This is a genomic window from Niveibacterium sp. 24ML (assembly GCF_026586805.1).
Taxonomy (GTDB): domain Bacteria; phylum Pseudomonadota; class Gammaproteobacteria; order Burkholderiales; family Rhodocyclaceae; genus Niveibacterium.
Genome location: NZ_JAPFHA010000009.1, coordinates 63,212 through 89,923 on the forward strand (window position 1 = coordinate 63,212; position 26,712 = coordinate 89,923).

22 protein-coding genes are annotated in these 26,712 nt (G+C 62.8%); 15 read left to right on the forward strand and 7 right to left on the reverse strand.

What is annotated here, in order from left to right:
• Window positions 1–5: 5 nt before the first annotated feature.
• Window positions 6–149, forward strand: coding sequence for a DUF3149 domain-containing protein (locus OPU71_RS09745; protein WP_267727769.1), 144 nt, complete (start codon window positions 6–8; stop codon window positions 147–149).
• 77 nt (window positions 150–226) lie between these two features.
• Here OPU71_RS09745 and OPU71_RS09750 read toward each other — a convergent pair whose 3' ends face one another.
• The 3 genes from OPU71_RS09750 to OPU71_RS09760 all read right to left on the reverse strand — a co-directional run bounded on the left by OPU71_RS09750 (window position 227) and on the right by OPU71_RS09760 (window position 5,096).
• Window positions 227–778, reverse strand: a complete 552-nt coding sequence (locus OPU71_RS09750) for a hypothetical protein (RefSeq protein WP_267727770.1) — start codon at window positions 776–778, stop codon at window positions 227–229.
• 110 nt (window positions 779–888) lie between these two features.
• Window positions 889–2,511: a peptide chain release factor 3 gene (locus OPU71_RS09755; protein ID WP_267727771.1), complete on the reverse strand. Its 1,623-nt coding sequence runs from the start codon at window positions 2,509–2,511 to the stop codon at window positions 889–891.
• A 110-nt stretch (window positions 2,512–2,621) separates the two neighbouring features.
• On the reverse strand, window positions 2,622–5,096 hold the full coding sequence (locus tag OPU71_RS09760; protein ID WP_267727772.1) for an EAL and GGDEF domain-containing protein: 2,475 nt from the start codon (window positions 5,094–5,096) through the stop codon (window positions 2,622–2,624).
• Between the two features lie 357 nt (window positions 5,097–5,453).
• Between OPU71_RS09760 and speB the strand changes: the two genes are divergently transcribed.
• The 4 genes from speB (at window position 5,454) to OPU71_RS09780 (ending at window position 10,873) form a co-directional block, all read left to right on the forward strand.
• Window positions 5,454–6,380, forward strand: a complete 927-nt coding sequence (gene speB / locus OPU71_RS09765; RefSeq protein ID WP_267727773.1) for an agmatinase — start codon at window positions 5,454–5,456, stop codon at window positions 6,378–6,380.
• Entirely contained in the window at window positions 6,377–7,693 is a 1,317-nt protein-coding gene (locus OPU71_RS09770) for an NAD(P)/FAD-dependent oxidoreductase (protein WP_267727774.1), read from the forward strand. The genes speB and OPU71_RS09770 overlap by 4 nt, the downstream gene beginning before the upstream one ends.
• Window positions 7,694–7,779: 86 nt before the next feature.
• The gene (locus tag OPU71_RS09775; protein WP_267727775.1) at window positions 7,780–10,446 is read left to right on the forward strand and encodes a cation-translocating P-type ATPase; all 2,667 of its coding nucleotides are present in this window, start codon (window positions 7,780–7,782) and stop codon (window positions 10,444–10,446) included.
• 64 nt (window positions 10,447–10,510) lie between these two features.
• Window positions 10,511–10,873 carry a cupin domain-containing protein gene (locus tag OPU71_RS09780; RefSeq protein ID WP_267727776.1) on the forward strand — a complete coding sequence of 121 codons (363 nt, stop codon included), beginning with the start codon at window positions 10,511–10,513 and terminating at the stop codon, window positions 10,871–10,873.
• A 28-nt stretch (window positions 10,874–10,901) separates the two neighbouring features.
• Here the strand turns inward: OPU71_RS09780 and OPU71_RS09785 are convergent, their stop codons facing one another.
• The 4 genes from OPU71_RS09785 to OPU71_RS09800 all read right to left on the reverse strand — a co-directional run bounded on the left by OPU71_RS09785 (window position 10,902) and on the right by OPU71_RS09800 (window position 14,321).
• Window positions 10,902–11,495 carry a DUF2238 domain-containing protein gene (locus OPU71_RS09785; RefSeq protein ID WP_267727777.1) on the reverse strand — a complete coding sequence of 198 codons (594 nt, stop codon included), beginning with the start codon at window positions 11,493–11,495 and terminating at the stop codon, window positions 10,902–10,904.
• Window positions 11,496–11,582: 87 nt separating this feature from the next.
• Window positions 11,583–12,008, reverse strand: coding sequence for a PH domain-containing protein (locus tag OPU71_RS09790; protein WP_267727778.1), 426 nt, complete (start codon window positions 12,006–12,008; stop codon window positions 11,583–11,585).
• Between the two features lie 109 nt (window positions 12,009–12,117).
• Complete coding sequence (dksA, locus tag OPU71_RS09795) at window positions 12,118–12,552, reverse strand: RNA polymerase-binding protein DksA (RefSeq protein ID WP_267727779.1); 435 nt, start codon at window positions 12,550–12,552, stop codon at window positions 12,118–12,120.
• A gap of 218 nt (window positions 12,553–12,770) precedes the next feature.
• A complete protein-coding gene (locus tag OPU71_RS09800) occupies window positions 12,771–14,321 on the reverse strand; it encodes a PLP-dependent aminotransferase family protein (protein ID WP_267727780.1) in 1,551 nt (516 codons plus the stop codon).
• Between the two features lie 131 nt (window positions 14,322–14,452).
• Between OPU71_RS09800 and ald the strand changes: the two genes are divergently transcribed.
• From ald to gabD, 10 genes are all read left to right on the forward strand, one after another.
• Entirely contained in the window at window positions 14,453–15,556 is a 1,104-nt protein-coding gene (gene ald / locus OPU71_RS09805; RefSeq protein ID WP_267727781.1) for an alanine dehydrogenase, read from the forward strand.
• A gap of 14 nt (window positions 15,557–15,570) precedes the next feature.
• Window positions 15,571–16,323: a gamma-glutamyl-gamma-aminobutyrate hydrolase family protein gene (locus OPU71_RS09810; RefSeq protein ID WP_267727782.1), complete on the forward strand. Its 753-nt coding sequence runs from the start codon at window positions 15,571–15,573 to the stop codon at window positions 16,321–16,323.
• 133 nt (window positions 16,324–16,456) lie between these two features.
• Window positions 16,457–17,827 carry a glutamine synthetase family protein gene (locus OPU71_RS09815; protein ID WP_267727783.1) on the forward strand — a complete coding sequence of 457 codons (1,371 nt, stop codon included), beginning with the start codon at window positions 16,457–16,459 and terminating at the stop codon, window positions 17,825–17,827.
• A 97-nt stretch (window positions 17,828–17,924) separates the two neighbouring features.
• On the forward strand, window positions 17,925–19,331 hold the full coding sequence (locus OPU71_RS09820; RefSeq protein WP_324256052.1) for an aspartate aminotransferase family protein: 1,407 nt from the start codon (window positions 17,925–17,927) through the stop codon (window positions 19,329–19,331).
• A gap of 156 nt (window positions 19,332–19,487) precedes the next feature.
• Complete coding sequence (locus OPU71_RS09825) at window positions 19,488–20,600, forward strand: polyamine ABC transporter substrate-binding protein (protein WP_267727784.1); 1,113 nt, start codon at window positions 19,488–19,490, stop codon at window positions 20,598–20,600.
• Between the two features lie 32 nt (window positions 20,601–20,632).
• Complete coding sequence (locus tag OPU71_RS09830) at window positions 20,633–21,730, forward strand: ABC transporter ATP-binding protein (protein ID WP_267727785.1); 1,098 nt, start codon at window positions 20,633–20,635, stop codon at window positions 21,728–21,730.
• Between the two features lie 13 nt (window positions 21,731–21,743).
• On the forward strand, window positions 21,744–22,688 hold the full coding sequence (locus OPU71_RS09835; RefSeq protein ID WP_267727786.1) for an ABC transporter permease subunit: 945 nt from the start codon (window positions 21,744–21,746) through the stop codon (window positions 22,686–22,688).
• Window positions 22,685–23,548 carry an ABC transporter permease subunit gene (locus OPU71_RS09840; protein ID WP_267727787.1) on the forward strand — a complete coding sequence of 288 codons (864 nt, stop codon included), beginning with the start codon at window positions 22,685–22,687 and terminating at the stop codon, window positions 23,546–23,548. The genes OPU71_RS09835 and OPU71_RS09840 overlap by 4 nt, the downstream gene beginning before the upstream one ends.
• 45 nt (window positions 23,549–23,593) lie before the next feature.
• Window positions 23,594–25,042 carry a DUF3138 family protein gene (locus OPU71_RS09845; RefSeq protein WP_267727788.1) on the forward strand — a complete coding sequence of 483 codons (1,449 nt, stop codon included), beginning with the start codon at window positions 23,594–23,596 and terminating at the stop codon, window positions 25,040–25,042.
• 95 nt (window positions 25,043–25,137) lie between these two features.
• A complete protein-coding gene (gene gabD, locus OPU71_RS09850) occupies window positions 25,138–26,595 on the forward strand; it encodes an NADP-dependent succinate-semialdehyde dehydrogenase (protein ID WP_267727789.1) in 1,458 nt (485 codons plus the stop codon).
• Window positions 26,596–26,712: the final 117 nt, after the last annotated feature.

Sequence of the window (26,712 nt, forward strand, 5' to 3'; positions counted from 1 at the left end):
TCATCATGGCACTTGAAATCCTGTTCGGTACCGACATCGGTTTGCTGAGCCTGTTCACGATCGTGTTCGTGCTTGGCATGGGTGGCTACTTGTGGCACTTCGCGCGCAAGCACATGAAGGACGAAGAAGCACAGTTGCATCGGCACTGAGGCGATACCGCGCAGGGCCTGCGGAAATACAACCGGGGGCATGTGCCCCCGGTTGTGATTGCGACGCGGATACCGACTTAGTTCGCTGGCGATTGTGCTGCGGCTTTGTCTTCCGGTGCAGCGTCCTTCGGAACGGCATCGTCTTCGAGCTTGACATTCGGGTCTGCTGCCCAGCGTGTCAGGTCTTTGGCCAGGGCGGCGGCGCAGCGATCGAGGATCGAGCAGGTACCCTTGAAGCCGCCCCACATGCCACCGGTAGACCAGCGATTGACGCGGGTCTTGCGCACAACTTTGCCGTTCTCAAGCAGATCCACGTAAACCGTGATCGCCTTCGGTCCGCTCCATGCGCCTCCGCCAACGCCCAAAACGTGCGAGACCTGGATCTTCATGACCTGTGCGCCGTTGGCGTCCGCCAGGCTGGTGATGGGGCTGCCGCCGCCGAATTTCTTGTTCAATGCGCTCTCAACCTGACGCGCGACTTGTTGCTCCGGCTGACATTCATCCTTCACCTTTTGCACGATGCTTGAGTCGGGCGTGTAGGTCACGGGCGTCATCAGCACAACGCGGTCGGCGGCGAAGGCGCTCTGCGCAAATGCTGCGGCGATAAGAACGGAAGCGATTCTTTTCATGTGCTGACTAGCCTGAGTGGTTCGTTGGTATGGGTTGCCTGAGCGCCGCTTTGCAAACGCTCGGAAAATGAAATTAGCATGAGTCGGCGCGGCACTGTGTGCACGGCGTCTCAAGCACCCATGCGCGACTGGAAGACCAGCCCGGCGTGCTCGCGCAGCGCGTGGAACTTGACTTCCGGGTAGCGCTCGCCTGCAACCTGCAACTCGGCGCTATGGCTTGCGAGGAAGGTCGGCGCATCGACCACGTCGTAGGCAATGCGGTGCGCATTGGCGTCGATGAAGCGCTTGAGGATGTTCGGGTCTTCGCAGGTGACCCAGCGCGCCAGGCGGTAGTTGGTGCTGCCCAGTCGCGCCTCGACGCCGTACTCGGTCTTCAGACGGTGCTGCACCACTTCGAACTGCAGCGTGCCGACCGCACCGAGCAGGATCATCGTGCCCGCATGCGGCCGGAAGACCTGGATCGCGCCTTCTTCGCCCAACTGCCCGAGGCCGGTGCGCAGTTGCTTGGTGCGCAGCGGGTCTTTCACTTCGACGGTCTGGAACAGTTCCGGCGCGAAGAAGGGCAGGCCGGTGAACTGCAACACCTCGCCTTCGGTTAGCGTGTCGCCCAGTTGCAGCAGGCCGTGGTTGGGGATGCCGATGATGTCGCCGGGGAAGGCCTCGTCCACGATCTCGCGGCTCTGCGAGAGGAAGCTCACCACGTTGTTGGTGCGCAGTTCCTTGCCGTTGCGTGAGATCTTGAGCTTCATGCCGCGCTCGAAGCGGCCGGAGCAGATGCGCACGAAGGCGACGCGGTCGCGGTGCGCCGGGTCCATGTTGGCCTGGATCTTGAAAACTACGCCGGCAAACTTGGACTCATTCACGTGCACATAGCGTTGGATCGCCGTGCGGTCGCCCGGTGGCGGCGCCATGTCGACCAGCGCATCGAGTACTTCCTGTACGCCGAAGTTGTTGATCGCCGAGCCGAAGAACACCGGCGTCTGCTTGCCGGCGAGGAAGGCCTCGCGATCGAAGGCGGGCGAAGCCATTTCGACCAGTTCGATGTCGTGCTGGGCGTGTTCCCAGCGGGTGTCGAAGCGTTTGGCGATTTCCGGGTTCTCGCGACCGTCGATCGACTCTTCCTCGCCCGAGACGCGTTCCTCGCCGGCGCGGAACACGCGCATGCGGTTCTTCGGCATGTCGAACACGCCGCCAAAGCCCTTGCCCATGCCGACTGGCCAGGTGAAGGGCACCGCAGGCATGCCCAGGGTGCGCTCGATCTCGTCGATCAGCACCAGCGGCTCCTGCACCTCGCGGTCGAACTTGTTGATGAAGGTGATGATCGGGGTGTTGCGCGCGCGGCAGACTTCCAGCAGGCGCAGCGTCTGCGATTCCACGCCGTTGGCGCCGTCGATCACCATCAGCGCGGCATCCACCGCAGTCAGCACGCGGTAGGTGTCTTCCGAGAAGTCCTGGTGGCCCGGGGTGTCGAGCAGGTTGATGACGCAGTCGCGGTACTCCATCTGCATCACCGACGAGGCGACCGAGATGCCGCGCTGCTTTTCGATCTCCATCCAGTCGGAGGTCGCATGGCGGCTGGCTTTGCGCGCCTTCACGCTGCCGGCGATGTGGATCGCGCCCGCGAAGAGCAGCAGCTTTTCCGTCAGCGTGGTCTTGCCCGCGTCGGGGTGGGAAATGATTGCAAAGGTGCGGCGACGGGCGACTTCGCGCGCGATCGGCGATTCATCGGACATGGTGTTGGACCTGGCGGCAGGCGGCGCGCGCCCGCGAAAGACGTAAAGCCTTGAATTATCGCACGTAGCCTCGCTTCAGCGGCCTGGATTCGTGCGTGTGCCGCGCGTACTCAGGCAGCGTCTGCCGCACTGGCGGGGCAAGCATCCGGGCGTTCGGCAAGCAGCATCGGGGTCACCTGGGCCGCCGGCATCGGCCGCGCGAAGAAGTAGCCCTGCACCGAATGGCATCCTTCGTTGGCGAGGAAGTCCACCTGCTCGGCGTTTTCGACGCCTTCAGCAATGACGTCGAGCTTGAGGCTGCGTCCGAGTTGAAGCATGGCGCGGACGATGGCCGCATCGTCTTCGTCGGTTGCCACATCCGCGACAAGGCTGCGGTCGATCTTCAGCCGGTCGAGCGGGAATCGCTTCAGATACGAAAAATTCGAATACCCGGTACCGAAGTCGTCGATTGATAGCTTCACGCCCAGCGCACGCAGATCGTTGAGTGTTTGCAAAAGTTCTTCGACGTTGTGCATCAGGATCGATTCGGTCAGCTCCAGTTCGAGCATCCGTGAGGGAATGCCATGGCGTTGGACCATCAAGCGGGTAACGGCGACGATGTCGGTGCGGCGGAACTGGAGTGCGGACAGGTTTACTGCCACCGTGATGTCGTCGATGCCCTGCTCGTGCCAGCGCATCGCTTGCTTGCATGCTTCCTGCAGCACCCATTCACCGATCGGCACGATCAGCCCGCTTTCTTCCGCCACCGGGATGAAGCGCGCGGGCGAAACGTTGCCCAGGGTCGGGCTGTTCCAGCGCAGCAGGGCCTCGACGCCGATGATGCGCCGACTGGCAAGATCGATCTGGGGCTGGAAGTGCAGTGCCAGCTCGTTGTTGTCGATCGCCTGCCGCAGCGCGTGCTCCATCCGCAGGCGGTCAATCGTCGCGAGGTTCATCTCTTCGGTGAAGAAGCGGAACATGTTCCGCCCCGACTCCTTCGCGTGATACATCGCGGCGTCGGCATTCTTGAGCAGGGAGTCTACGTCGATGCCGTCATCCGGGTAGATCGAAATTCCCAGACTGGCGCCGGTCGAAAGCGTCTGAGTCTGCACTTCGATCGGGGTGGACAGGCGCTCGATGATCTTGGCGGCAACCAGGGCGACGTCCTTGGCGTCGTCCATGCAGTCGAGCACGATGAGAAACTCGTCCCCGCCGAGTCGGGCAACGGTATCGCTTTCGCGCACACACATGCGCAAGCGTGCGGCCACCGCCCGCAGCAGGTGATCGCCAAAGGCGTGGCCGAGCGAATCGTTCACATTCTTGAAGCGATCAAGATCAAGGAAGATCAGGGCCGCGCGCTTGCTGGCACGCAGCGAACGGGCCATGGCTTGTTGCAGGCGGTCGCGCAGCAGTGTGCGGTTGGGCAGGTCGGTCAGCGGATCGTGGTGGGCCAGCCACTCCACCCGGGCGCGCGCAGCGCGGCGCTCGGTCACATCTTCGATTGAACAGATCACTTGCTCCGGTTCGCCGCCTGCGTTGCGCAGAATCGCCAGAGTGCTACTGATCCACACCTCCTTGCCATGCCGGTGCTGCACACGGGCATCGAACTGAAAGCTGGCCTTGTGTCCGGCAAGGCAGGGCGCCAGCTCCAGCGCAAAGGCCTCACGTGCTTCGTCGTCGAGCAAGGCAGAGAAGCAGGCGGCATTGAGTTCTGATTCGTCGTAACCGGTGATCGAGCAGAACCTGGGATTGACCTGGATGAAGTGCTCGTCGAGTGAAAGGATCGCGATGCCGACCGGGGCGTTTTCGACGGTGAGGCGGAACCGGTTTTCGCTCTCACCCAGCGCTGCCTGAGTGCGTTTGATGTCAGTCAGTTCAACATCCAGGCAATACATCTCGGGTTCACCGTGACGATTCTGCGTCATCACATGAGCGGAGTAGACGGCAACCGGTGATCCATCTTTGCGCTGGAGCGTGAGCTCTGCGGCGGGAATCGGCTCGCCGTGGTCGATCCAGCGTCCGTGCAGCATCACCACCGCATCGCGCATGGGCGGCGGGATGATCAGGTCTTCCAGCAGTTGGCCGCGCGCTTCGGCTGCGCTGAAGCCATAGAGTTCTTCGCTGGCGCTGTTCCAGAACACCACGCGGCGATGGGCGTCGTAGCCCTGCACTGAAATGTTCGGTACCTGCTCCATCACGCTGCGAAAGCGTTGTTCGCTGTCGAGCAGGGCATGGTTGAGGGCGCGATCGGTGGTCACATCGATCATCACACCGGCCAGGCGGCAGGGTTTGCCCTGTGCATCGTGCTCCACCACGACCATGTCGCGCACGAACACCGCATGTCCGTCGGCATGCACAAGCCGGTATTCGATCTCGAAGCGGGCGCTCTCAAGGGTGTGCGCGGTGTCGAGGGCGAGCGTCATCCCGAGATCTTTTTCGTGGATGTGCGTTTGCCAGAAGCCGGGCTTGAGCCATTCGTCGCGCGGGAAGCCGAGCAAGGTTTCTGCGTAGGGCGAAACGGAGCTGAACTGGCGCGAGGGCAGTTCGGCTTCCCACATCACGAGGTCAAGCCCCGCGGCAAGTGCCGTGAAGCGATCTTCAGTCATCGGATAGGCGCTCCGGCCAGGGGCTGGGGGCGATTTGTAGTTGTAAGTTCCGGCTTGCCTTGCAAGCCATGAGTTCCGTTTTGCTGCCAAGCCCTTGCTTATAGGGCAGGTTTACGGCGCCCGAAAGACAATCTTGAGTGATGGATTGCACGCCGAGCTTATTTGCTCGGCATGCGCGGTGCAGGCCGTGGGTGCTCGCATTGCAGCGGGGCCGCATTTGTGGCGAGAGGGTGCTCAGTGGTACGATCAATGTGTTGAATTGATATATTTTGATGGTGCCAATCTGGTGCCGGTTTGGCGTGCAAGGCGCCGTGCTGGTGCAAGGGTTCTCTATCGCCGGCAATCAAGGGAGCGGCAATGAGCAAGCATGCTTTTCCGTATCTATCCTCCAGCACGTTTTTGCTTGCTCCCACGCGGCAACAGGCGCCCGATCGTCCGTTGTGCGTTGCGGGGATTGCGTGGGACGGCTCGGTGACCAATCGCCCGGGCGCGCGCTTCGGGCCGGCCGCGATCCGTCACGCGAGCCAGATGCTGTGCGATGCCGAGCACCCCGTGTTCAACCGGTCGCCCCATGAGCAGGTGTGCGACGCGGGTGATCTGCTGCTACCCAACACCAGCCTGGAGGCCATGCGCGCGGCATTGCAACCGCAGGCAGAGGCCTTGATTGCCGCGCACCGCATGGCGTGGATCGGTGGTGATCATTCGATCACCCTGCCGCTGCTGCGCGCCTATCGCAAGCTGCTGGGGCGCCCGCTTGCCTTGCTGCACTTCGATGCGCATTGCGACACCTGGACCGATCATTTTGGCGAGCCTTCCGGGCACGGCACCTGGACCTACGAAGCCTTGCAGGAAGGCCTGGTGTTGCCGCAAGCCACGATCCAGGTGGGGATCCGCTCTGCCGGCGTGCGCGAGGCGCGCGAGTATGTGAACACGCTTGGCGGGCGGGTGTTCACCGCGCGCGAGTTGCGGGGCGCCGAGAGCCCGCAGCAGCTTGCGTTCGTTATTGACGAGATCCGCCGCCGGGTTGCGGCAGCGGGCAATCCGCCGGTCTACCTGTCACTCGACATTGATTGTCTAGACCCCGCTTTCGCGCCCGGCACCGGCACCCCCGAACCCGGCGGCATGACGAGCGCGCAGGTGCTCACGATCCTTGAGGAAACGGCAGATCTGCCGTGGATCGGGATGGACTGTGTCGAGGTTTCGCCGCCGTATGACGTATCTGATCTCACCACCAACGCCGCCGCCACCTTCCTGTGGACCTGGCTTTCTGGACAAGCCCGATGAATCCTTACGCCCGCCGTTTTTCTGAAGACCCCCGCGAACAGTCGCTCACCACACAGTCCTACTACCTTGCCACCGCACCGGCTGCGGGGCCATGGCCGCGCCTTGAAGGCGCCGTTGAGGCCGATGTCTGCGTGATCGGTGCCGGCTTTGCCGGCCTCTCTGCCGCCATCGAGCTGGCGCAGCGTGGTTACCGGGTGGTGGTGCTCGAAGCGGAGCAGGTGGGCTGGGGCGCCTCTGGCCGCAATGGTGGCCAGGCGATCGTCGGCCACGCATCGGACGCACCGATCGAGAACCAGCTGGGCGATGATGCTGCGCGCACCGCCTGGGGCGTTACGGTTGAAGGGCTGCATCTGATCCGCGAGCGCATCGCGCAGTTCAACATCGATTGCGACTTCGTGCCGGGCTACAAGTACCTGGCCGTCAACGAACGCAAGGCCCGCGCGCTGCATGCCTGGTACGAACACATCACCGGCTTCTACCAGCACCCGCACTGGCAATGGGTTGGCCGCAAGGAAGTCGGCGAGCACATCGCGAGTCCGCGCTTCCACTCGGGCCTGCACGACACGCTCTCGGGGCACCTGCATCCGCTCAAGTACTGCAGGGGCCTTGCGCGGGCGGCGCAAAGTCTTGGCGTGCGCATCTTCGAAGACAGCCGCGTAACGGCAATCTCGAAGGGCGAGCCTGCGCGCGTGAAGACGGCGCTCGGCGAGGTCAGCGCGCGCTTCGTTGTGCTTGCGGGCAACTCTTACCTCGGTGCGCTGGTGCCCGAACTGCAGCCGCGCATCATGCCCGTCGGGACTTACGTTGTTGCCTCGGAGCCGCTTGCGCCGGCACTGGCAGACTCGCTGATCCGCGAGCGTGCCGCCGTGTGCGACAGCAACTTCGTGCTCGACTACTTCCGCGTATCGCCCGATCACCGTGTCATCTTCGGTGGTCGTGTCAGCTACAGCGGCATGACGCCGCCCAATCTGGTTGCCGGCATGAAGCGGCGCATGCTCGCGACCTTCCCGCAATTGGGCGAGGGCGTGAAGGTGGACTACTCGTGGGGCGGCTTTGTCGATATCTCGATGAATCGTGCGCCTGACTTCGGGCGCCTTGCGCCCAACGTGTACTACTTGCAGGGCTTCTCTGGCCATGGCCTCTCGCTGACCGGCATGGCGGGGCGCCTGGTGGCCGAGGCGATTGCAGGGCAAGCCGAGCGTTTCGATCTCTATGCCCGCCTCAAGCACCACGCCTTCCCGGGCGGTGCGATGCTGCGCACGCCAGCCCTGGTGCTGGGCATGGCGTGGTACCGCTTGCGCGATCTGCTTTGATTGATCCGATCCGCTGGCTTGCGGGGAGGGCAGCTTGGTAGGCTATGCTGGCTGTGTCAGGGTGTAGCGCGTCAAAGGGTCCGGTTGTGACGTCTCAAGCTCCTCTCCCCGCAAGCCATTCGCTCCCCGCTGCCGAGGTGCTGCGCAGGGCCGGGTCAGACCTTGCGTGCGGGCTCAGCGATGCGATCGCGCGCGAACGGCTCACGCAGTACGGCCGTAACGAGCTTGCTGGCCAGCCTGGCCGCGCCGCGTGGCGCAAGTTTCTCGACCAGTTCACCAGCCTGTTGATCCTGATCATGCTGGGGGCCGCCGTGCTTGCTGGCGCGGTGGGCGACCTGAAGGATGCAATCGTGATCGCGGTGGTGGTGCTGCTCAACGCGAGCCTGGGCTTCTTTCAGGAGCATCGTGCCGAGGCCGCGCTGTCGGCGCTCAAGAACATGCTGGCGCCGACGGCACGCGTGCGCCGCGACGCCGATGTGCGCGTGATCGACGCCGCCGCGCTGGTGCCCGGTGACATTCTGCTGCTCGAAGCGGGCGATCGCGTGCCGGCCGATGCCCGCGTGCTCCTGGCGCGCAGCGCCGAGCTGGCCGAGGCAGCGCTCACCGGCGAGTCGCATCCGCTTGCAAAGCACGCCGATGCCGTGGATGAAGCGGCCGCTCTGGCCGAGCGGGCCAACATGGTGTTCATGAACACGGTGGTCACGCGGGGGCGGCTCGAAGCGGTGGTGACGGCGACCGGCATGGCGACCGAGATGGGCCGTCTTGCCGGTTTGCTCGCGGCGACGGCCGAGGGCGCAACCCCGCTGCAACAGCAACTTGACCGTCTGGGCAAGCGCCTGGCGCTGATTGCCGGTGGCGTGGTCGCGCTGATGTTCGTGTTCGGCCTGCTGCGCGGCGATCCCTTGCTGGCGACCGCGCTGACGGCAATCGCGCTGGCGGTGGCCGCGATCCCCGAGGGCTTGCCGGCGGTGGTGACGGTGACGCTTGCACTGGGCATGCACCGGATGGCACGCCGCAACGCGATCGTGAAGAAGCTCGCCGGGGTCGAGACCCTGGGCTGCACGACGGTGATCTGTTCGGACAAGACCGGCACCTTGACGCTTAACCAGATGACCGCGCGGGCGCTCTACTGCAACGGGCAGCGCCATGCCGTCACGGGCGAGGGCTATGGCGCGGAAGGGCAGCTTGAAGGCGGCGGCGACCTACGCTCATTGCTGCTGCCGGCGGTGTTGTGCGTGGATGCCAGCATCCGGCAGGGGCTGTTGATCGGCGATCCGACGGAGGGCGCTTTGCTGGCGCTTGCGGCTAAGGCGGGGCTCGACTGCGAGCAGAGCCGCGAGCGCTGGCCGCGCATCGCCGAGATTCCGTTTGACTCGGCGCGCAAGTACATGGCGACCTTTCATCGCGATGGCGATCACGTCCTCCTTCATGTGAAGGGCGCGCCGGACGTCGTGCTGGCGCTGGCCAGTCACCACCTGATGCAGGGGCTTGCGCTGCCGATCGATGCCGAGCTTCGCGCTGCGTATGCTGCGGAGAATGAGGCCTTGGCGGGACAGGCGCTGCGCGTGCTTGCGCTGGCCAGCCGCCGCATTCCGGCGGCGCAGTTCGATCCGGCCGGCGACTTGCTGCCCTGGGTGAGCGGCCTGAGCCTGCATGCCTTGGTGGGTATCATCGACCCGCCGCGCGCCGAGGCGCGCACCGCGATCGCAACCTGCCGCGCGGCGGGGATTGACGTGAAGATGATCACCGGCGATCACCGCATCACCGCCGCCGCTATTGCGCGCGAACTCGGCCTGCAGGGCGAGGCGCATGAAGGGCGCGAACTTGACGGGCTGGATCAGGCTGCGGTGGTCGCGCTGGTTGAAAAGAGCGCCGTCCTTGCCCGCGTTTCGCCGGAACACAAGATGCGGATTGTCGAAGCCTTGCAGGCCAAGGGGCATGTTGTCGCGATGACCGGCGACGGCGTGAATGACGCGCCAGCGCTCAAAACCGCCGACATCGGCGTTGCCATGGGGATCACCGGCACTGAGGTCACCAAGGAGGCGGCCACGCTGGTGCTCACCGATGACAACTTCGCGTCCATTGTTCGCGCGGTCGAAGAGGGGCGCACCATCTACGACAACATCGTCAAGTTCGTGCGATTCCAGCTTTCGACCAACATCGGTGCGATCCTGACCGTGCTGGCGGCCCCGTTTCTCGGGTTTGCCACCCCCTTCACCGCGATCCAGATCCTGTGGGTGAACATCATCATGGATGGGCCGCCGGCGATGACGCTGGGCGTGGAGCCTGCGCGGCCGGGGATCATGCATGAACGCCCGCGTGACAAGGCAGCGGCAATCCTCTCAGTGCCGCGGCTGTGGCGGATCGGCCTGTACGGCACGACGATGGCGGTGGGCACGCTGGGCGTTTACGCATGGGCGATGAATACGGGCGACGTCACCAAGGCGATGACCCTGGCCTTCACCACCTTCGTGTTGTTCCAGTTCTTCAATATCTTCAATGCCCGTGCCGAGCATGGCAGTGCCTTCAACTCGCAGTTCTTCAGCAACGGCAAACTGTGGCTGGCGCTCTTCGCGGTCCTTGCGCTGCAGGTCGTCGTGGTTCACTGGGGGCCGGCACAGGTGGTTTTCGATACGGTTGCCCTGAGTTGGGCGGAGTGGGGGCTCGCCGTGGCGGTGGCCTCGTCCACCTTGTTGCTCGAAGAGGCGCGCAAGCTGTTGCAGCGCCTGTTTTTCAGCCCCGCAGCCCGCTAGCTGCCTGCGGACTTTTCAGATGATTTCTTCGTGAGATGCCGTTCATGTTCAAGCGTTTCCTGCCATGTCGCCCCGTCTGATCAGTTTCAGCGATAGCCCCGCCGAGCCCGAGGCCTTTGCGCCCGCCGCCGACCGCGTCCTGAGCGGCAACCCGCAGCAGATCGCCCTCAACCATTACGAAGGTGCGGGCGGGCGTTTGCTTTCGGGCGAGTGGCGTTGCGAACCCGGTGCGTGGCGTCTGGTTTACGACGAGGATGAGTACGAGTTCTGCCAGATTCTCGAAGGCCATATCCGCTTGACCGACGCGGCGGGCGTGGCGCGCGAATTTCATGCGGGCGATGCGTTCGTGATCGAGGCGGGTTTCCGCGGGGTCTGGGAAACCATCCGTTATTGCCGCAAGCATTACGTGATCTGCCGCATTGCATGAGGCCCGCGGTGGGAGCGGGTGCGCGTGGCTACGGTGGGGCGGGGCTGTCCCTGCGCGTCGCGCGCCGCGAGCTGAACCCCCAGAGCAGGCTGCCGGCCGTCGCGGCCAGCATGTCTTTGTGCGCGTCCCACATGTCGCCTTGCTGTCCGTTGTAGGACTCGGCATCCGCAGGCGATAGGCATACTGCCACCAGCCATTCGAACCATTCGTAGCAAAGGCTGCTGATCATGATGATGCCGACGGTTAGCGTGAGCGCTTGCCGCGCGCCGAGCGCAAACCTGCCGCCGATGTGTGCCGCAATGGCGGGGGTCAGGCAGGCGCCGTACATGAAATGGACCAGGCGGTCGAAGTTGTTGCGCGTCCAGCCGAACGAACGCTCAAACGAAAAGCCAAGGGCGTCGGTCAGCCAGCGATCGTAAGGCACGTTCGAGTACAGCCATCGCGCCGCAAAAGTGTGGGTGATGATGAACAGCGCGATCAGGAAGAAGTCGCGATCGCTCATCGGATGCTGTCGCAGGTGGCGCCACAGCACGGCCAGGCCCGCCAGCGTCAGCGAACAGTGCAGCGTCTGCTCGGCGGGCCAGATCGGGCGGATCCAGGTGGCGGCGAACACCGCGAGCATCAGGGCGCTCGAAGTGGCCTTGGCTGGTACAAGCGGCATCCGGGGGTAGGGGCGCGGCAGACTGAAGCTGGTGTGCGCGCCCTGCGCTCAGCGTGCGGTGTTGTTCAGTTGCTCTTGCGCCTGCATGAACATCTGGCGGAAGCGCATGGGGTTGGAAATGTGCGGAATCGGGGCCTGCGCCTCGCCGGCGCCGGCGATCACCAGTGAGCCATAGTTGAGCATGCGACCAAGTACGGTCTGGTCCACCTGAATGCTCTCGATCTTGCCCAGATTGATTTCGATCGTGCGCCGACTGATAAAGCCGAACTTGGCGATGACACGCTTGTTGGTGATCGCAAGCTCGGTTGAGCGGCTGCGAATCCAGGCAATGATCCAGAAGATCAAGCCGATGCCGAACAGTGGCAACAGCAGGAATCCCAGCGCGATGGTGCCCGCTTGCGACCAGAGGCTGATGCGCCCGACGTGGATGACCGCTTCGCCGGGTGTCAGCGCGCCTTCGATGTAACTTGCCATGGTGACCTGGTGTGGATTGCCTTGAAGGGGGGTGCCCAGGCGTGCCCGGGCCAGAAGGCGAGCTTTGGCTGGGCAAGGCGGGGGTGGCCCGGCCTTGCCGTGGCCGGTGTCAGCCGCCGCGCATCTTGCGGCGTTTTTCGTAGCGCTCTTGCGCTTCGACACTGTAGGTTGCAGTGGGGCGGGCGATCAGGCGCGCGATGCCGATTGGCTCGCCGGTTTCTTCGCACCAGCCGAAGTTGCCGCCTTCGATGCGGTCGAGCGCTTCGTCGATCTTGTGCAGCAGCTTGCGTTCGCGATCACGCACGCGCAGTTCGAGGGTGTGGTCTTCTTCCATCGTGGCGCGGTCTGATGGGTCGGGCGTGGCTTCATTCTCCTGCAGGTGCAGGGTGGTGTCCTTGGCGGCAGCAAGCAGGGCGTCGCGCTCTTTGCGCAGCAAGTCGCGGAAGAAGGCCAACTGGCGCGGCGACATGTAGTCGTCTGCCGGAGCGGCGAGCATTTCCTCTTGCGTTGGGATCGTGCGCGAGACGTCGAGGGTTTTGGTCATGGTCGTTCCTCCTGTTGGCACGGAATCGGGGGCGCTGGGCCGTTAACTTCTCGGCGAACTTGCCGGGTTACGTTCACAAAGCTGCACTACTGTACCTGAGGCCGGTTCGCGGCGCCCGCGCACCATACACCACAAGTCTGTCAGGGCCAGCAGTGTAGGTGCTGGTTCAGCGTATTCGCCGCGATCTGCGATTGTTCTGCGGCTGATCAAAAGGCCCATCAACGGCGCCCGCTGGCTGCGGCCTTGACCACATTGCCAAGCAGTCGCCCGTAGTAGGCAATCTTGTCGGTTGGTACATAGGCATAGCCGACGACCAGGCCGCGTTCCTTCTCCGGCCCGATGTAGTACGAAGATAGCGCGCGGACATGCAGCCCCTGCTCGGCGGCTTCTTCGGCGAGGCGCTCGTCGTCTGACCCGGCCGGTAGCTGGATGACCAGATGCAGCCCTGATTCCTCTTTCGAGATCGTCGCCGTGCTGCCCAGGATCGGGGCGAGGGTGCGTTGCAGCAGTTCGCGACGCTGGCCGTAGATCTGGCGGATCCGGCGCACATGTGTGGCGAAGTGCCCTTGCTCGAGAAAGTCGGCCAGCGCGGCCTGCTGCATCATCTGGCCCGGCCGCTGCAAGTCGTAGAGCGCGCTGCGGAAGGGCGCGACCAGGGCCGGTGGCACCACCATGTAGCCCACCTTGATGCCCGGGTAGAGGATCTTCGAGAAAGTGCCCATGTAGACCACCCGTTCGTTTGCATCGAGCCCCTGCAGCGACGAAAGCGGCCGGCCGGTGTAGCGGAACTCGCTGTCGTAGTCGTCCTCCAGAATCCAGGCGCCGGTGCGCGCCGCGATGTCGAGCAGCAAGCGGCGCCGCGCCAGGCTCATCACCACGCTCTTCGGGTACTGGTGCGAGGGTGTCAGGTAGATCAGACGGGGTACACGTTGCAGGTCTTCGGGCAAGGGGTTCATGCCCTCGTCGTCGACTCGCACCGGGTGCAGATCCAGATCGCGCGATTCGAACACCCGCTGAGCCCCCCAGTAGCAGGGGTCTTCGACCCAGGCGGTATCGCCGGTGTCGGCAAGCAACTGCGCGCACAGATCAAGCGAATGCTGCGTGCCGCCGGTGATCAGCACCTGCTCCACGGTGACCCGCACCGAACGCGATACCCGCAGGTAGTCGGCGATGGCGCGCCGCAACGGCAGGTAGCCACCGTTCTGGCCGTAGTCAAGCAGCTCTGGGCGGGCTTCCCGCCAGTACTTGTTCTGCAGGCGCTGCCAGAGCTTGATCGGGAAGGCCGAGTAGTCGTCGTCACCCGGAACAAAAGGCTGGATCTCGTAGCGATGGCCGGCCGCGTGTTTTGCCACCCGCCGCCCTCGCACCGACAAAGCGGCGAAGTCGGCGGCAATGGTGCCAAGGTTTGGTGCATGCTGCGGTGCAGTGGCACCGTCTTGATGCGTAAAAGTACTCGATGGTACTGGTGCCACTTCGCGGCCCGCGGGCTCCGGCAGGGTGTCGGCAACGAAGGTGCCGCTGCCGGTTCGCGCGCTGACGTAGCCTTCGGCAAGAAGTTGCTCGAAGGCGGTTACCACGGTATTGCGCGAAAGCCCAAGATCCTTTGCCAGATCGCGGGTTGAAGGCAGTTTGCTGCCCACCGGCAGGCGTCGTGCGAGCACCGCGCTGCGAATCGCTTCATACAGGCGACGGTGTCGTGGCACGTTTGCGGCGCTTGCGCGCTGGTCCATTTCAGCCAGGATCAGGTCTGCAATCGGGAGCGAACTCATGGTGGCACCATTGAGGTTGCAAAAGTGGTGCTTTTAATAATACCAAAACACGTTACATTGCACCTACCAATTGGATGGATCCGCGACCAAACTATGGGCTTGCGGGGCGACAGACGAGCGAGGGGGAAACCGTGCTTGTAGGCGTATGCAAGGAGATCAAGAACCACGAGTACCGGGTGGGCGTTACGCCTGCGGGGGTTTCGGAACTTGTGCGCAATGGCCATTCGGTGCTGGTGCAAAGTCAGGCCGGGGCCGGGGTGGGGTTTCTGGATGATCACTACATTGCCGCGGGCGCCAAGATCGCGGCCGATGCGGCCACGGTGTTCGCCCAGGCGGACATGGTGGTCAAGGTCAAGGAGCCGCAGCCGGAGGAATGCCGTGCCTTGCGCCCTGGCCAGATCCTTTTCACCTATCTGCATCTGGCGCCGGACCCTGAGCAGGCGCGTCTGCTGATCGAATCCGATGCGGTGGCGATCGCATACGAAACGGTGACCGACGACCGCGGCGGTTTGCCCTTGCTGGCGCCGATGAGCGAGGTTGCGGGGCGCATGGCGATTCAGGCGGGCGCGAAGGCGCTCGAAAAATCGCAGGGTGGCTCGGGGGTGCTGCTGCCGGGCGTGCCAGGTGTGCCTGCGGCCAAAGTGCTGGTGCTGGGCGGTGGCGTGGTGGGCGTGAATGCCGCGCGCGTGGCGATGGGGATTGGCGCGCAGGTGACGATTCTTGACCTTTCGCTACCGCGCTTGAAGGAACTCGATGCCCTGTACGGCCCGCGCCTGCAGACCCTCTACTCAAACCGCGCCAATCTTGAAGAGGCGCTGCGCGAAGCCGACCTGGTGGTGGGTGCGGTACTGGTGCCGGGCGCGGCGGCGCCGCGCCTGATCACCCGCGAGATGCTCAAGCTGATGAAGCCCGGTTCGGTCATTGTGGATGTGGCCGTGGATCAAGGCGGCTGCTGCGAGACCACCCGCGCCACCACCCATCAGGACCCGACCTACATCGTCGAGGGCATCGTGCATTACTGCGTGGCCAACATGCCCGGCGGCGTGGCACGCACCTCGACGCTGGCGCTGACCAATGCCACCTTGCCCTTTGTGCTTCAGCTCGCAAACAAGGGCTACCGCAAGGCGCTTGAAGAGAATCGCCACCTTCGCAACGGGCTCAATATCCACCGTGGCAAGGTGACCTACGAGGCGGTCGCGCGCGACCTGGGTTATCCGTACCACGCTGATTTCTGAGGGCGCAGCTGCCTATGAAGAAACCTGTCGTACTGGTGCCGGCTTGCAGCAAGCAGCTTGGCGCCCATCCGTTCAATGCGGTGGGCAAGAAATACCTTGATGCGGTTGCCGATGTGGCGCTCTGCCAACCGCTTCTGGTTCCCGTGCTGGGAGATACGCCCGACATTGATGCGCTGCTCGATCTGGCCGACGGGGTGATGCTGACCGGTTCGGTCTCGAACGTGCATCCCTCGCACTTCGACCAGCCAATCCACAATCCGGCCTTGCCGCTTGATCCGGCACGCGATGCAGTCACCTTGCCGCTGATACGCCGTGCGATTGAACGCGGCGTGCCATTGTTTGCGATCTGCCGCGGCTTTCAGGAAATGAACGTGGCCTTTGGCGGCACTTTGCATCAGGCGGTGCACGAAGTCGCCGGCTTCAAGGACCACCGCGAGGACAAGAACGCGCCGCTGGATGTGCAGTACGGCGAGGCGCATCCGGTCAACTTGTCCGGCACGTTGCGCGCGATCGTTGGCGCCGATCGGGTGGGCGTCAATTCCGTGCATGGCCAGGGCATCGGCCGGCTGGCGGATGCCCTGGTGGCCGAGGCGCATGCCGACGATGGGCTGATCGAGGCCTTCCGTGTTGGCGCCGCCAGCGCCTTCGCTATGGGGTTGCAGTGGCACCCGGAGTGGAAGGCCGCGCAGAACCCGGTGTCGGTGAAGATCTTCAGTGCTTTCGGCAATGCATGCCGGCAGTACGCCGCAGCGCGGGGCAGAGCATGAATCGCGAAACCCGTTTCCACATCTGGCTTGCCCGCCTGCCCTAGCTGCCACTACCGCTGCGGGCGCGCGGCGCGCCCGGCCTGCCTAGCCGCGGGCTTGCGCCGCACCGGACAAGACCTTCAGAGAGAACGAAATGACACTGCGCGACAACTTTTCACATCAAGACATGGAGCGATGGCTCGATGAAAAACGGGTCACCGAAGTGGAGTGCCTGGTCCCCGACCTGACTGGGGTGGCACGCGGCAAGATCCTGCCGCGCGAGAAGTTCACCCAGGATCGCGGCATGCGCCTGCCCGAAGCCGTGGTCGCCGGCACCGTGACCGGTGAGTACCCGGACAAGGATGAGGGCTACAGCGAGGTGATCTCCAGCAACGACCGCGACATGGTTCTGCTGCCAGATCCGGTGACGGTGCGCCTGGTGCCCTGGGCGACCGACCCGACCGCGCAGGTCATCCACGATTGCTACTTCTCGAATGGCAGCCTGGTGGACTTCGCGCCACGCAGCGTGTTGCGCCATGTGCGCGACCTGTATGGTGAGATGGGCTGGAAGCCCGTGATTGCGCCGGAGCTGGAGTTCTATCTCATCGCGCGCGCACCGGACCCGGATATCCCGCTGCGCCCGCCGATTGGCCGCAGTGGCCGTTCAGAGACGAGCCGCCAGGCGTACTCGATTGACGCGGTGAACGAGTTCGACCCGCTGTTCGAGGACATCTACGACTACTGCGATGCGATGGAGCTTGATGTCGACACGCTGATCCACGAGATCGGCGCGGGGCAGATGGAGATCAACTTCCTTCACAGCGATCCCCTGGGCTTGGCCGACAAGGTTTTCTTCTTCAAGCGGACGCTGCGCGAAACTGCCTTGCGGCATGACATGTACGCCACCTTCATGGCCAAACCGATGGCGGGCGAGCCAGGATCGGCAATGCATGTGCACCAGAGCGTGGTGGATGCAAAGACTGGCGAGAACATCTTCAGCAACCCCGACGGTACTGCGTCGAAGGCCTTCTATCACTACATCGGCGGCTTGCAGAAATATCTGCCCGCCTGCATGGCGCTGATGGCCCCGTATGTGAATTCGTATCGCCGTCTGGCACGCCACACCGCTGCGCCGATCAATGTGCAATGGGGCGCCGACAACCGCACCGTGGGCTTGCGGGTGCCGCATTCTGACCCGCGCAACCGCCGCGTCGAGAACCGCGTGATCGGCGCCGATGCCAATCCCTACCTGGCGTTCGCGGCCACCCTCGCGTGCGGCTATCTGGGTATTGCAGAGAAGATCGAGCCCACCGCGGAGATGGTTGGCAGCGCCTACGATTCGGACTTCCAGTTGCCGCGCAGTCTGGCCGAAGCCTTGAGTCTGCTGCGCGGTTGCGAGCCCCTTCGCAAGGTGCTCGGCGACCGCTTCGTGACCGTGTATTCGGCGGTGAAAGACCACGAGTACGAAGAGTTCATGCGTGTGATCAGCCCGTGGGAGCGTGAGCACCTGCTGCTGCACGTCTGATGCGCCGTGCGGCGAGGCGCGCGCCTGACCGCGCGCCCACCGGTTGCCCGGCGCTGCGCTTGCCGTTCGCTGAATGAATCTGAAAGAACCAGGGAAGATGAACATGACCGAAATGACGCTCGGCCAGGACGCAAAGCTGGACACCAAGGCGATCCAGTCAATCGATGGTGCGCATTACCTGCACCCCTTCACCGATAACCAGGCGCTCGGAAAGAAGGGCGCGCGGGTGATGGTGAAAGGCGAGGGCATTTACATCTGGGATTCGGAGGGGCACAAAATCCTCGATGGCATGTCGGGCCTGTGGTGCGTGAACGTGGGCTACGGCCGCAAGGAGCTGGCCGACGCAGCCTACAAGCAGTTGCGCGAGATGCCGTACTACAACAGCTTCTTCCAGACGACCAACGTACCGGCCGCGCAACTGGCCAAGCTGCTCACCGAGGTGACGCCGCCACAGTTCAACCATGTGTTCTTTTCCGGCTCGGGCTCGGAGGGTAACGACACGGTGGTCCGCATGGTGCGCCGCTACTGGGATCTGCTTGAACAGCCGCAGCGCAAGGTCATCATCAGCCGCCACAACGCCTACCACGGCTCGACCATGTGTGGTGCCTCGCTCGGCGGCATGAGCGGCATGCACGCACAAGGGGATCTCCCGATCCCCAATATTGTGCATATCGAGCAGCCCTACTGGTATGAAAACGGCCGCGACATGGACCCGGATGCATTCGGCCTCAAGGCGGCCGGCTGGCTGGAGGAGAAGATTCTCGAACTGGGTCCGGACAAGGTGGCCGCCTTCATCGGCGAACCGGTGCAGGGCGCCGGCGGCGTGATCATCCCGCCGAAAACCTACTGGCCCGAGATCCAGCGCATCTGCGACAAGTACGGCATCTTGCTGGTATCGGACGAAGTGATCTGCGGCTTTGGCCGCCTGGGTGAGTGGTGGGGCTGCGAGAAGTTTGGCTACAAGCCCGACCTGATGACCTTTGCCAAGGGGGTGACTTCGGGCTACATCCCGCTCGGCGGCGTCATGGTGGGTGACCGCGTTGCCACCGTCTTGCTTGAAAAGGGCGGGGAATTCAACCACGGCTACACCTATTCTGGCCACCCGGTTGCCTGCGCGGTGGCGCTGGAGAACATCGACATCATTCGCCGTGAGCACCTGGTCGAAAAGGTGCGCGACGAAACCGGCCCCTATCTCAAAGAGAAATTCGGCGCGCTGGCAGACCACCCGCTGGTGGGGATTGCGGAAACCTGTGGCCTGGTGGCCGGTCTGGTGCTGGTGAAGGACAAAGCCACGCTTGAGGCCTTCGATGCTGCACTGGAAGTGGGCATGGTTTGCCGTGGTCACATGTTCGGTAACGGCATGATCATGCGTGCGGTGGGCGACCGGATGATCATCGCGCCGCCGCTAGTAATTACGAAGGCGCAGATCGACGAGATGATTGCCCTGATCCGCCTTTGCCTCGATAAAACCTACGCTGATCTGAAAGAGCGGAACTGGATCTGACGTTTGTCGTATTTTGGGCAGTTGTACAGGTCCGATTTTTGCTAAGTTCGTGACATGGACCAAGTCTGTGCGGCCCTGCCGGAAGGGCTGGCTGCGACAGACTTGATGTTGAAGTGTTTCTCAGTAACTCGTTTTCCAGCCACCAGGAGGCTTCCAATGAAAGTGTTCTCGAGCCGCACCCTCAAACGATGTGCGGTGGGTGTGTGCGCCGCGCTCTCTTTTGCTGCGCATGCGCAAGAAGAAAACGTCCTGAATGTCTACAACTGGTCTGACTACATCGCCGAGGACACGCTCAAGAACTTCGAGAAAGAAACCGGCATCAAGGTCCGTTACGACAATTTCGACAACAACGAGATCGTCCACGCCAAGCTGGTGGCCGGCAAGACGGGTTACGACATCGTGGTGCCTTCGTCCTACTGGGCGAAGATCCAGGCCGACGGCGGCCTGTTGATGAAGCTGGACAAAAGCAAGATTCCGAACCTGAAGAATCTGGATCCTGACTTCCAGGCCGCTCTGGCCAAGCTCGATCCGGGCAACCAGTTCATGGTGAACTGGCTGTGGGGCTACACCACGGTCGGCATCAACGTCGACAAGGTAAAGGCCGCGCTGGGCAATATGCCGATGCCGGAGAACGCGTGGGATCTCGTCTTCAAGCCCGAATACGTCTCCAAGCTCAAGAGCTGCGGCGTGTCTTTCCTCGACTCGGCAACCGAAGTAGTCCCGGCCGCCTTGCATTACCTGGGCAAGCCGGCCTACAGCAAGAACGTGTCTGACTATGCTCAGGTGCCCGCCTTGCTCAAGAGCGTGCGCCCCTCGGTCACCCTGTTCAGCTCTTCGGGCTACATCAACGATCTGGCCAATGGTTCGATCTGCGTATCGCTCGGCTGGTCGGGTGACATCAACATTGCGCGTCAGCGTGCGATCGACGGCAAGACCGGTCAGAACATCCAGGCCTTGCTGCCCAAGACCGGCGGCGTGGTGTTCATGGATGTGATGGTGATTCCGGCTGATGCGCCACACCCGAACAACGCGCACAAGTTCATCAACTACATCCTGCGCCCGGAAGTGCATGCCTCGCTGACCAACAAGGTCTTCTACGCGAATCCGAACAAGGAGTCGAAGAAGTTCGTCAAGCCTGAAGTGGCAAGCAACCCCACCGTTTTCGTTTCCGAAGCTGAAATGAAGAAGATGGCGATGCCCGACTCGATCAACAACGATATCCGCCGTCAGATGACGCGCATCTACACGTCGTTCAAGACCGGTCTGTAACCAATCCGCGTCACGCGGACGGAGGGAGGGTAATGGTGGCTTCGCAAGCACCGGCGTTCTTGCAGATCAAGGATGTCGTGAAAGACTTCAGCGGCGTGAAGGCAGTCAATCACGTCAGCATTGATATCGCCAAGGGCGAGATCTTCGCGTTGCTCGGTTCGAGCGGCTGCGGCAAGACCACGCTCTTGCGGATGCTTGCGGGCTTTTCCAGCCCGACCTCCGGCAAGATCATCCTTAACGGTCAGGATCTGGAGGGCCTGCCGCCCTACCTGCGCCCGATCAACATGATGTTCCAGTCCTACGCGCTCTTTCCGCACCTGAGCGTGGAAGAAAACATCGCATTCGGGCTCAAGCGCGACGGCATGCCCAAAGACCAGATTGCCGAGCGGGTCGAGAAAATGCTCAAGCTGGTGCAGCTGGGCAAGTATGCCAAGCGTAAGCCGCATCAGCTATCGGGCGGGCAGCAGCAGCGCGTGGCGCTGGCGCGCAGCTTGGCCAAGCGGCCGCAGCTGCTGTTGCTCGACGAGCCGCTTGGCGCGCTCGACAAGAAGTTGCGCGAAGAAACCCAGATCGAGCTGGTCAACATCATCGAGCAAGTCGGAGTGACGGTCGTGATGGTCACGCACGATCAGGAAGAGGCAATGACGATGGCCTCGCGCATTGCGATCATGAGCGAGGGCAACATCCTGCAGATCGGCGCGCCGAGCGAGATCTACGAAACACCGGCGAACCGGTTTGTGGCCGACTTCATCGGCAACGTGAACCTGATGGATGGCACGCTGATCGACGACAACCCCGATCACGTCATCGTCGAGTGTGCCGACTGCAAACACTATGTTGGGCACGGCATCACCGGCACCGAGGGCATGGCGGTGTCGGTCGCCGTCCGCCCCGAGAAGATTCACGTCACCCGCGAGAAGCCCGACGGTGAGTACAACCATGTTCGCGGCACGATCAAGGACATGGTGTATTTCGGCAGCCATACCGTCTATCACATCCAGCTGGGCAGCGGTCTGGTGTTCAAGATCAGCGAGAGCAACGTCTCGCGTCATCGCGATGATCCGCTCACCTGGGGGGATGAAGTGTGGGCAAGCTGGACGCCCCTCTCGCAGGTTGTGCTGACGCAGTGAAAGCGACGCCGCGATGAGCCCTCAAGCTGTGCTGACGCAACTGCGCAATTCCAAACTGCTGAGCGGGCGTTCGGCAGTCATCGGCGTCCCCTACGTGTGGCTGCTGGTGTTCTTTCTGCTGCCCTTCCTGATCGTTCTGAAGATCAGCGTGTCGGAAATGGAGACGGTCCATTTCAAAGACCTGCTGACCTACAAGGATGGTCTGCTTCAGCTCACGCTCAAGTTCAGCAACTACGAGTTCATTGCCGAAGACCCCTTGTACTTCAAGGTGTATCTGGCCAGCCTCAAGTACGCGGCGGCGACCACGCTCTTTTGCTTGCTGATCGGCTACCCGTTTTCTTACTTCATGGCACGCGCCAAGCCCTCGATACAGCCTGCGCTGCTGATGATGGTGATGTTGCCTTTCTGGACTTCATTCCTGCTGCGTGTCTATGCGTGGAAGGGCTTGCTGGGCGAGAACGGCTGGGTTGCGAACCTGCTCGAGTGGCTTCATGTCGATCACCTCTTGCTCGCGCTCGGCGTGATCCCGGCGCTTGGCAAGTTCATGAACTCGCCTTTCTCGCTGGTGCTGGGCATGACCTACACCTACCTGCCGTTCATGATCTTGCCCCTGTATGCCAACCTCGCGAAGATGGATCTGCGCTTGCTTGAAGCGGCTGCAGATCTGGGGGCGACGCCTTGGACGGCGTTCTGGAAGGTCACGGTGCCCCTGTCGAAGGCCGGCATTATTGCCGGGTCGATGCTGGTCTTCATTCCCTGCGTGGGCGAGTTCGTCATCCCGGAACTCTTGGGAGGGCCGGAAACCCTGATGATCGGCCGCGTGCTGTGGGACGAGTTCTTCAGCAATAACGATTGGCCGATGGCCTCCAGCGTGGCGGTGGTGATGATCCTGCTGATCATCGTGCCGCTCGCCATCTTCAACAAATACCAGGCTGAAGCGCAGGAGGCCCGTTCATGAACGGCAAGAAGCCCCCGATCTTCGGCGACGCGTTCAACCGCCGCTTTGGCAAGGCGTGGCTCGCGGCAGGTTTTGCTTTCCTCTACCTGCCAATCATCGCCTTGGTGATCTACTCGTTCAACGATTCGCCCTTGCCGACCACCTGGGGGGGCTTCACCCTCAAGTGGTACGGCAAGCTGATGCACGACACCGAGATGATCTCGGGCTTCTGGCTCTCGCTTAAAGTCGCGTTCTTCACCGCCTGTGCTTCGGTCGTGCTGGGCATGTTCGCCGCCTTCACGCTGGTCAAGTACAAGCGCTTTACCGGCCGCACGATGTTCAGCGGCATGGTGAACGCGCCGCTGGTGATGCCTGAAGTGATCGTCGGGCTTTCGCTGCTGCTGATGCTGGTGTCGGTGCAGCGCTGGCTTGGATTCCCGGAGCGCGGCGCGATGACGATCTGGATGGGCCACCTGCTGCTTGGTCTGGCCTACGCAACCGTCGTCATCCAGGCGCGCTTGCAGGATCTGAATCCGCAGATCGAAGAAGCCGCGATGGATCTGGGCGCCAAGCCGCATCAGGTGTTCTTCCTGGTGACGATGCCGATGATCGGGCAGGCGCTGGCGTCGGCCTGGCTGCTGACCTTCACGCTCTCACTCGACGATGTGGTGCTCTCGGCGTTTCTCTCCGGCCCCGGCTCCACGACGATGCCGCTGGTGATCTTTTCGCGTGCGCGCCTGGGTTTGAACCCGAGCGTGAATGCGGTGGCCACCGTGATCATCGTGGTGGTCTGCATCGCCGTTGTCACCGCCAGTTATCTGATTGCGCGCGCTGAGCGCCAGCGAGCCCGAGAAATGGCCGCAGCCCAACGCGCATCCTGACCCCAACCCCGACACAGATCCGATTTCACCCAGGAGGAGAGCCCGATGAATGCCTTGAAGGTCACGTCTTTGGCGCTGGCGCTGGCAGCAGTATTCCCGGCGACTGCACAGGCACAGTCGAACAAAGAGCTGCTCAATGAACTGCGTGCGCTCAAGCAGCGCGTTGCGGAACTGGAGCAGAAGGTCAAGGCAGATGAAGCGGCCAAGGCGAGCAAGCCCGCGCCGGTGGCCGTTGAGGCTGCACCTGCCGGCATGACGGTGGACCAGCAGCAGGAGTTCAACCGCATCGCCGTCAAGACCGAGGCAATCGAAGACGCGCGCGAATCCTCCGGCCTGCGTGGCCTGAAGATCAGCGGCTACATGGACCCGGCCTTCATCTACAACAAGAACCAGGACACCGCCGGATTCCAGTTCCTCAATCAGGTGGGCGACGACGGCTACAACTACGACAACGGCTACTTCGGCATGGCCCAGCTCGACATCCAGAAAGAAATGGATGGCGGCACGAAGTGGCGTTTGACGCTGCAGCCCAACCGTGGTGTAGGCGAAGTCTTCAACGCCGGCAACATCATTGCCGAAGCCTCGGTTTCGGTCCCCTTGGGCGACCTGCAGACGCGCATGATCGCGGGCCAGATCCCCGACTGGTCGGGCTACGAATACCTGCCCGGCACGCAGAACAAACTGATCACCCATAACCTGCTGTTCGATTTCACCTTGCCCACCGCCTACACCGGCGCGGGTCTGGAATTGACCCGCGGCAAGTGGATCATGAAAGGCCTGCTCGCCAACATGAACGCGAGCAAGAAGAACACCGGTGACAAGACTCCGGTGTTCGCCTACCGCGTGGACTACGCGAAGGGTGAGTTCAACGGCTTCGGCTTTGCCGGCGTGCATGGCAAGGCGGCGAACTTCCGTGCAGACGATGGCGTTGGCAACCCGATCACCGGTGAGGCCTATGACCTGAAAGACACCGCGGTCAACCTCTTCGAAATCGACGGCTACTTCATTCGCGGCGACTGGACGGTGCAGGGCCAGTTGTCTTACGGCACACAGAAAGACGCAGCCATCTACGCCAACGCAGAGACCGGCGAGTTGCAGGACGCCAGCTGGTGGGGCGCGTCGGGCCTGGCCGCCTACAAGTTCACACCGCAGTTCGAAGGCATCGTGCGTGCCGACTATGTCAGCAACAAGAAGAACGGCGGCGGGCTGCTTGGCTACAACTTCTCTGATGGCCGCAACGGCATCGGCCCGGGGAAGTTCCAAACGGACGACATGACGTTGTGCGGGGCGTCGTGGTGTGATGACCCGGCCAGCGACGGCTCCGATCGCTATGCGCTGACCTTCGGCCTCGGCTATCTGTACAACCTGAATACCACCTTCAAGGCCGAGTACCGCTACGACGCGTCGAACAAGCAAGTCTTCGAGGTCGTCAAAGACGGCAGCTACAAGAAGTCCAACCAGTTGTTCGGGGTCGCAACGGTCGTATCGTTCTGATCCTTCGCCGGCCGCTTCGCTGGGGGGCGGAGCGGCCGGTATTTTCGCGCCGGGCGGGCGTCCGGCGCGGTCCAAAGCGCTGACGGAAAAATCTCATGGAATTGCAACGCAAGGACCTGCTGCGCCAGCAGGCCTATATCGACGGCCGCTGGTGCGACGCCGACAGTGGAAAGACTGCCGAGGTCATCAATCCGGCGACGGGGGAGAAACTGGGGACGATACCGATGGCCGGTGTCGCCGAAACGCGCCGCGCAATCGAAGCCGCGCGAGTCGCGCAGAAAACCTGGGCCGCGAAGACTGCCAAGGAGCGCGCTGCAGTGTTGCGCCGCTGGTTCGACTTGATGGTGAAGCATCAGGACGATCTCGCGCGCATCCTCACCGCCGAGCAGGGCAAGCCCTTCGCCGAGGCGAAGGGGGAGATCGCCTACGGCGCATCCTTCATTGAATGGTTTGCCGAAGAGGGTAAGCGCATCTACGGCGACACGATTCCGCAGCACCAGGCCGACAAGCGGCTCATCGTCATCAAGCAGCCGATCGGCGTGTGCGCGGCGATCACGCCGTGGAACTTCCCGAATGCGATGATCACCCGCAAGGCCGGGCCGGCACTCGCGGCGGGCTGCGCAATGGTGCTCAAGCCCGCAACCCAGACACCCTTCTCGGCGCTCGCGTTGGCGGTGCTCGCCGAGGAGGCGGGGCTTCCGGCGGGGCTCTTCAGCGTCATCACCGGATCCTCGACCGAGATCGGCGGCGAGATGACCAGCAACCCGACCGTCGCGAAGTTGAGCTTTACCGGCTCCACCGAAGTGGGCCGCATCCTGATGCGCCAGTCGGCCGACACGATCAAGAAACTCTCGCTCGAACTCGGTGGCAACGCACCCTTCATCGTGTTCGATGACGCCGATCTCGACCAGGCGGTCGAGGGCGCGCTGATTTCCAAGTTCCGCAACACCGGGCAGACCTGCGTGTGCGCCAACCGGCTCTTCGTGCAGGAAGGCGTGTACGACGCTTTCGCCGCCAAGCTCGCTGCCAAGGTTGCCGCGATGAAGGTCGGCAACGGCATGGAAGACGGCGTTCAGCAAGGGCCGCTGATCGACACCAAGGCGCTCGCCAAGGTCGAGGAGCATGTCAGCGATGTGCTGGCTGCCGGTGGCGCGTTGGCGACGGGCGGCAAGCGCCATGCGCTCGGCCGTACCTTCTACGAGCCCACCGTGCTGACCGGCGTCACCCGCGACATGAAGATCTTCCGCGAAGAAACATTTGGCCCGGTCGCGCCGCTGATTAAGTTCAAGGATGAAGCCGACGTGATCGCGATGTCGAACGACACCGAGTTCGGCCTCGCCAGCTACTTCTACAGCCGCGATATCGGCCGCATCTTCCGCGTTGCCGAAGCGCTGGAGTACGGCATGGTCGGCGTGAATACCGGCCTGATTTCGAACGAGCTTGCGCCATTCGGAGGTGTGAAGCAGTCAGGGCTGGGGCGTGAAGGCTCGAAATACGGCATCGAGGACTACCTCGAGATCAAGTACATCTGCCTGGGTGGTATCGATAGATGAAGTTCACCACAAAGACGCAAAGAAGCACAAAGGGCCACGAAGCTAAGCGAGATTGAACGCTTTCCTTGGCGGCCCTTTGCGATTCTTAGTGCCTTCGTGGTGAAAGAAGATAGGTAC

What these genes read in the sequence shown, in the direction of transcription:
- OPU71_RS09750 (WP_267727770.1), bottom strand. Translation starts at nt 778, where the DNA reads ATGAAAAGAATCGCTTCCGTTCTTATCGCCGCAGCATTTGCGCAGAGC.
- OPU71_RS09785 (WP_267727777.1), bottom strand. Translation starts at nt 11,495, where the DNA reads ATGCTCGCGGTGTTCGCCGCCACCTGGATCCGCCCGATCTGGCCCGCC.
- OPU71_RS09830 (WP_267727785.1), top strand. Translation starts at nt 20,633, where the DNA reads ATGGTGGCTTCGCAAGCACCGGCGTTCTTGCAGATCAAGGATGTCGTG.
- OPU71_RS09770 (WP_267727774.1), top strand. Translation starts at nt 6,377, where the DNA reads ATGAATCCTTACGCCCGCCGTTTTTCTGAAGACCCCCGCGAACAGTCG.
- gabD (WP_267727789.1), top strand. Translation starts at nt 25,138, where the DNA reads ATGGAATTGCAACGCAAGGACCTGCTGCGCCAGCAGGCCTATATCGAC.
- OPU71_RS09845 (WP_267727788.1), top strand. Translation starts at nt 23,594, where the DNA reads ATGAATGCCTTGAAGGTCACGTCTTTGGCGCTGGCGCTGGCAGCAGTA.
- OPU71_RS09815 (WP_267727783.1), top strand. Translation starts at nt 16,457, where the DNA reads ATGACACTGCGCGACAACTTTTCACATCAAGACATGGAGCGATGGCTC.
- dksA (WP_267727779.1), bottom strand. Translation starts at nt 12,552, where the DNA reads ATGACCAAAACCCTCGACGTCTCGCGCACGATCCCAACGCAAGAGGAA.
- OPU71_RS09835 (WP_267727786.1), top strand. Translation starts at nt 21,744, where the DNA reads ATGAGCCCTCAAGCTGTGCTGACGCAACTGCGCAATTCCAAACTGCTG.
- OPU71_RS09800 (WP_267727780.1), bottom strand. Translation starts at nt 14,321, where the DNA reads ATGAGTTCGCTCCCGATTGCAGACCTGATCCTGGCTGAAATGGACCAG.
- speB (WP_267727773.1), top strand. Translation starts at nt 5,454, where the DNA reads ATGAGCAAGCATGCTTTTCCGTATCTATCCTCCAGCACGTTTTTGCTT.
- OPU71_RS09790 (WP_267727778.1), bottom strand. Translation starts at nt 12,008, where the DNA reads ATGGCAAGTTACATCGAAGGCGCGCTGACACCCGGCGAAGCGGTCATC.
- OPU71_RS09760 (WP_267727772.1), bottom strand. Translation starts at nt 5,096, where the DNA reads ATGACTGAAGATCGCTTCACGGCACTTGCCGCGGGGCTTGACCTCGTG.
- OPU71_RS09825 (WP_267727784.1), top strand. Translation starts at nt 19,488, where the DNA reads ATGAAAGTGTTCTCGAGCCGCACCCTCAAACGATGTGCGGTGGGTGTG.
- OPU71_RS09780 (WP_267727776.1), top strand. Translation starts at nt 10,511, where the DNA reads ATGTCGCCCCGTCTGATCAGTTTCAGCGATAGCCCCGCCGAGCCCGAG.
- OPU71_RS09745 (WP_267727769.1), top strand. Translation starts at nt 6, where the DNA reads ATGGCACTTGAAATCCTGTTCGGTACCGACATCGGTTTGCTGAGCCTG.
- OPU71_RS09820 (WP_324256052.1), top strand. Translation starts at nt 17,925, where the DNA reads ATGAACATGACCGAAATGACGCTCGGCCAGGACGCAAAGCTGGACACC.
- OPU71_RS09755 (WP_267727771.1), bottom strand. Translation starts at nt 2,511, where the DNA reads ATGTCCGATGAATCGCCGATCGCGCGCGAAGTCGCCCGTCGCCGCACC.
- OPU71_RS09840 (WP_267727787.1), top strand. Translation starts at nt 22,685, where the DNA reads ATGAACGGCAAGAAGCCCCCGATCTTCGGCGACGCGTTCAACCGCCGC.
- OPU71_RS09810 (WP_267727782.1), top strand. Translation starts at nt 15,571, where the DNA reads ATGAAGAAACCTGTCGTACTGGTGCCGGCTTGCAGCAAGCAGCTTGGC.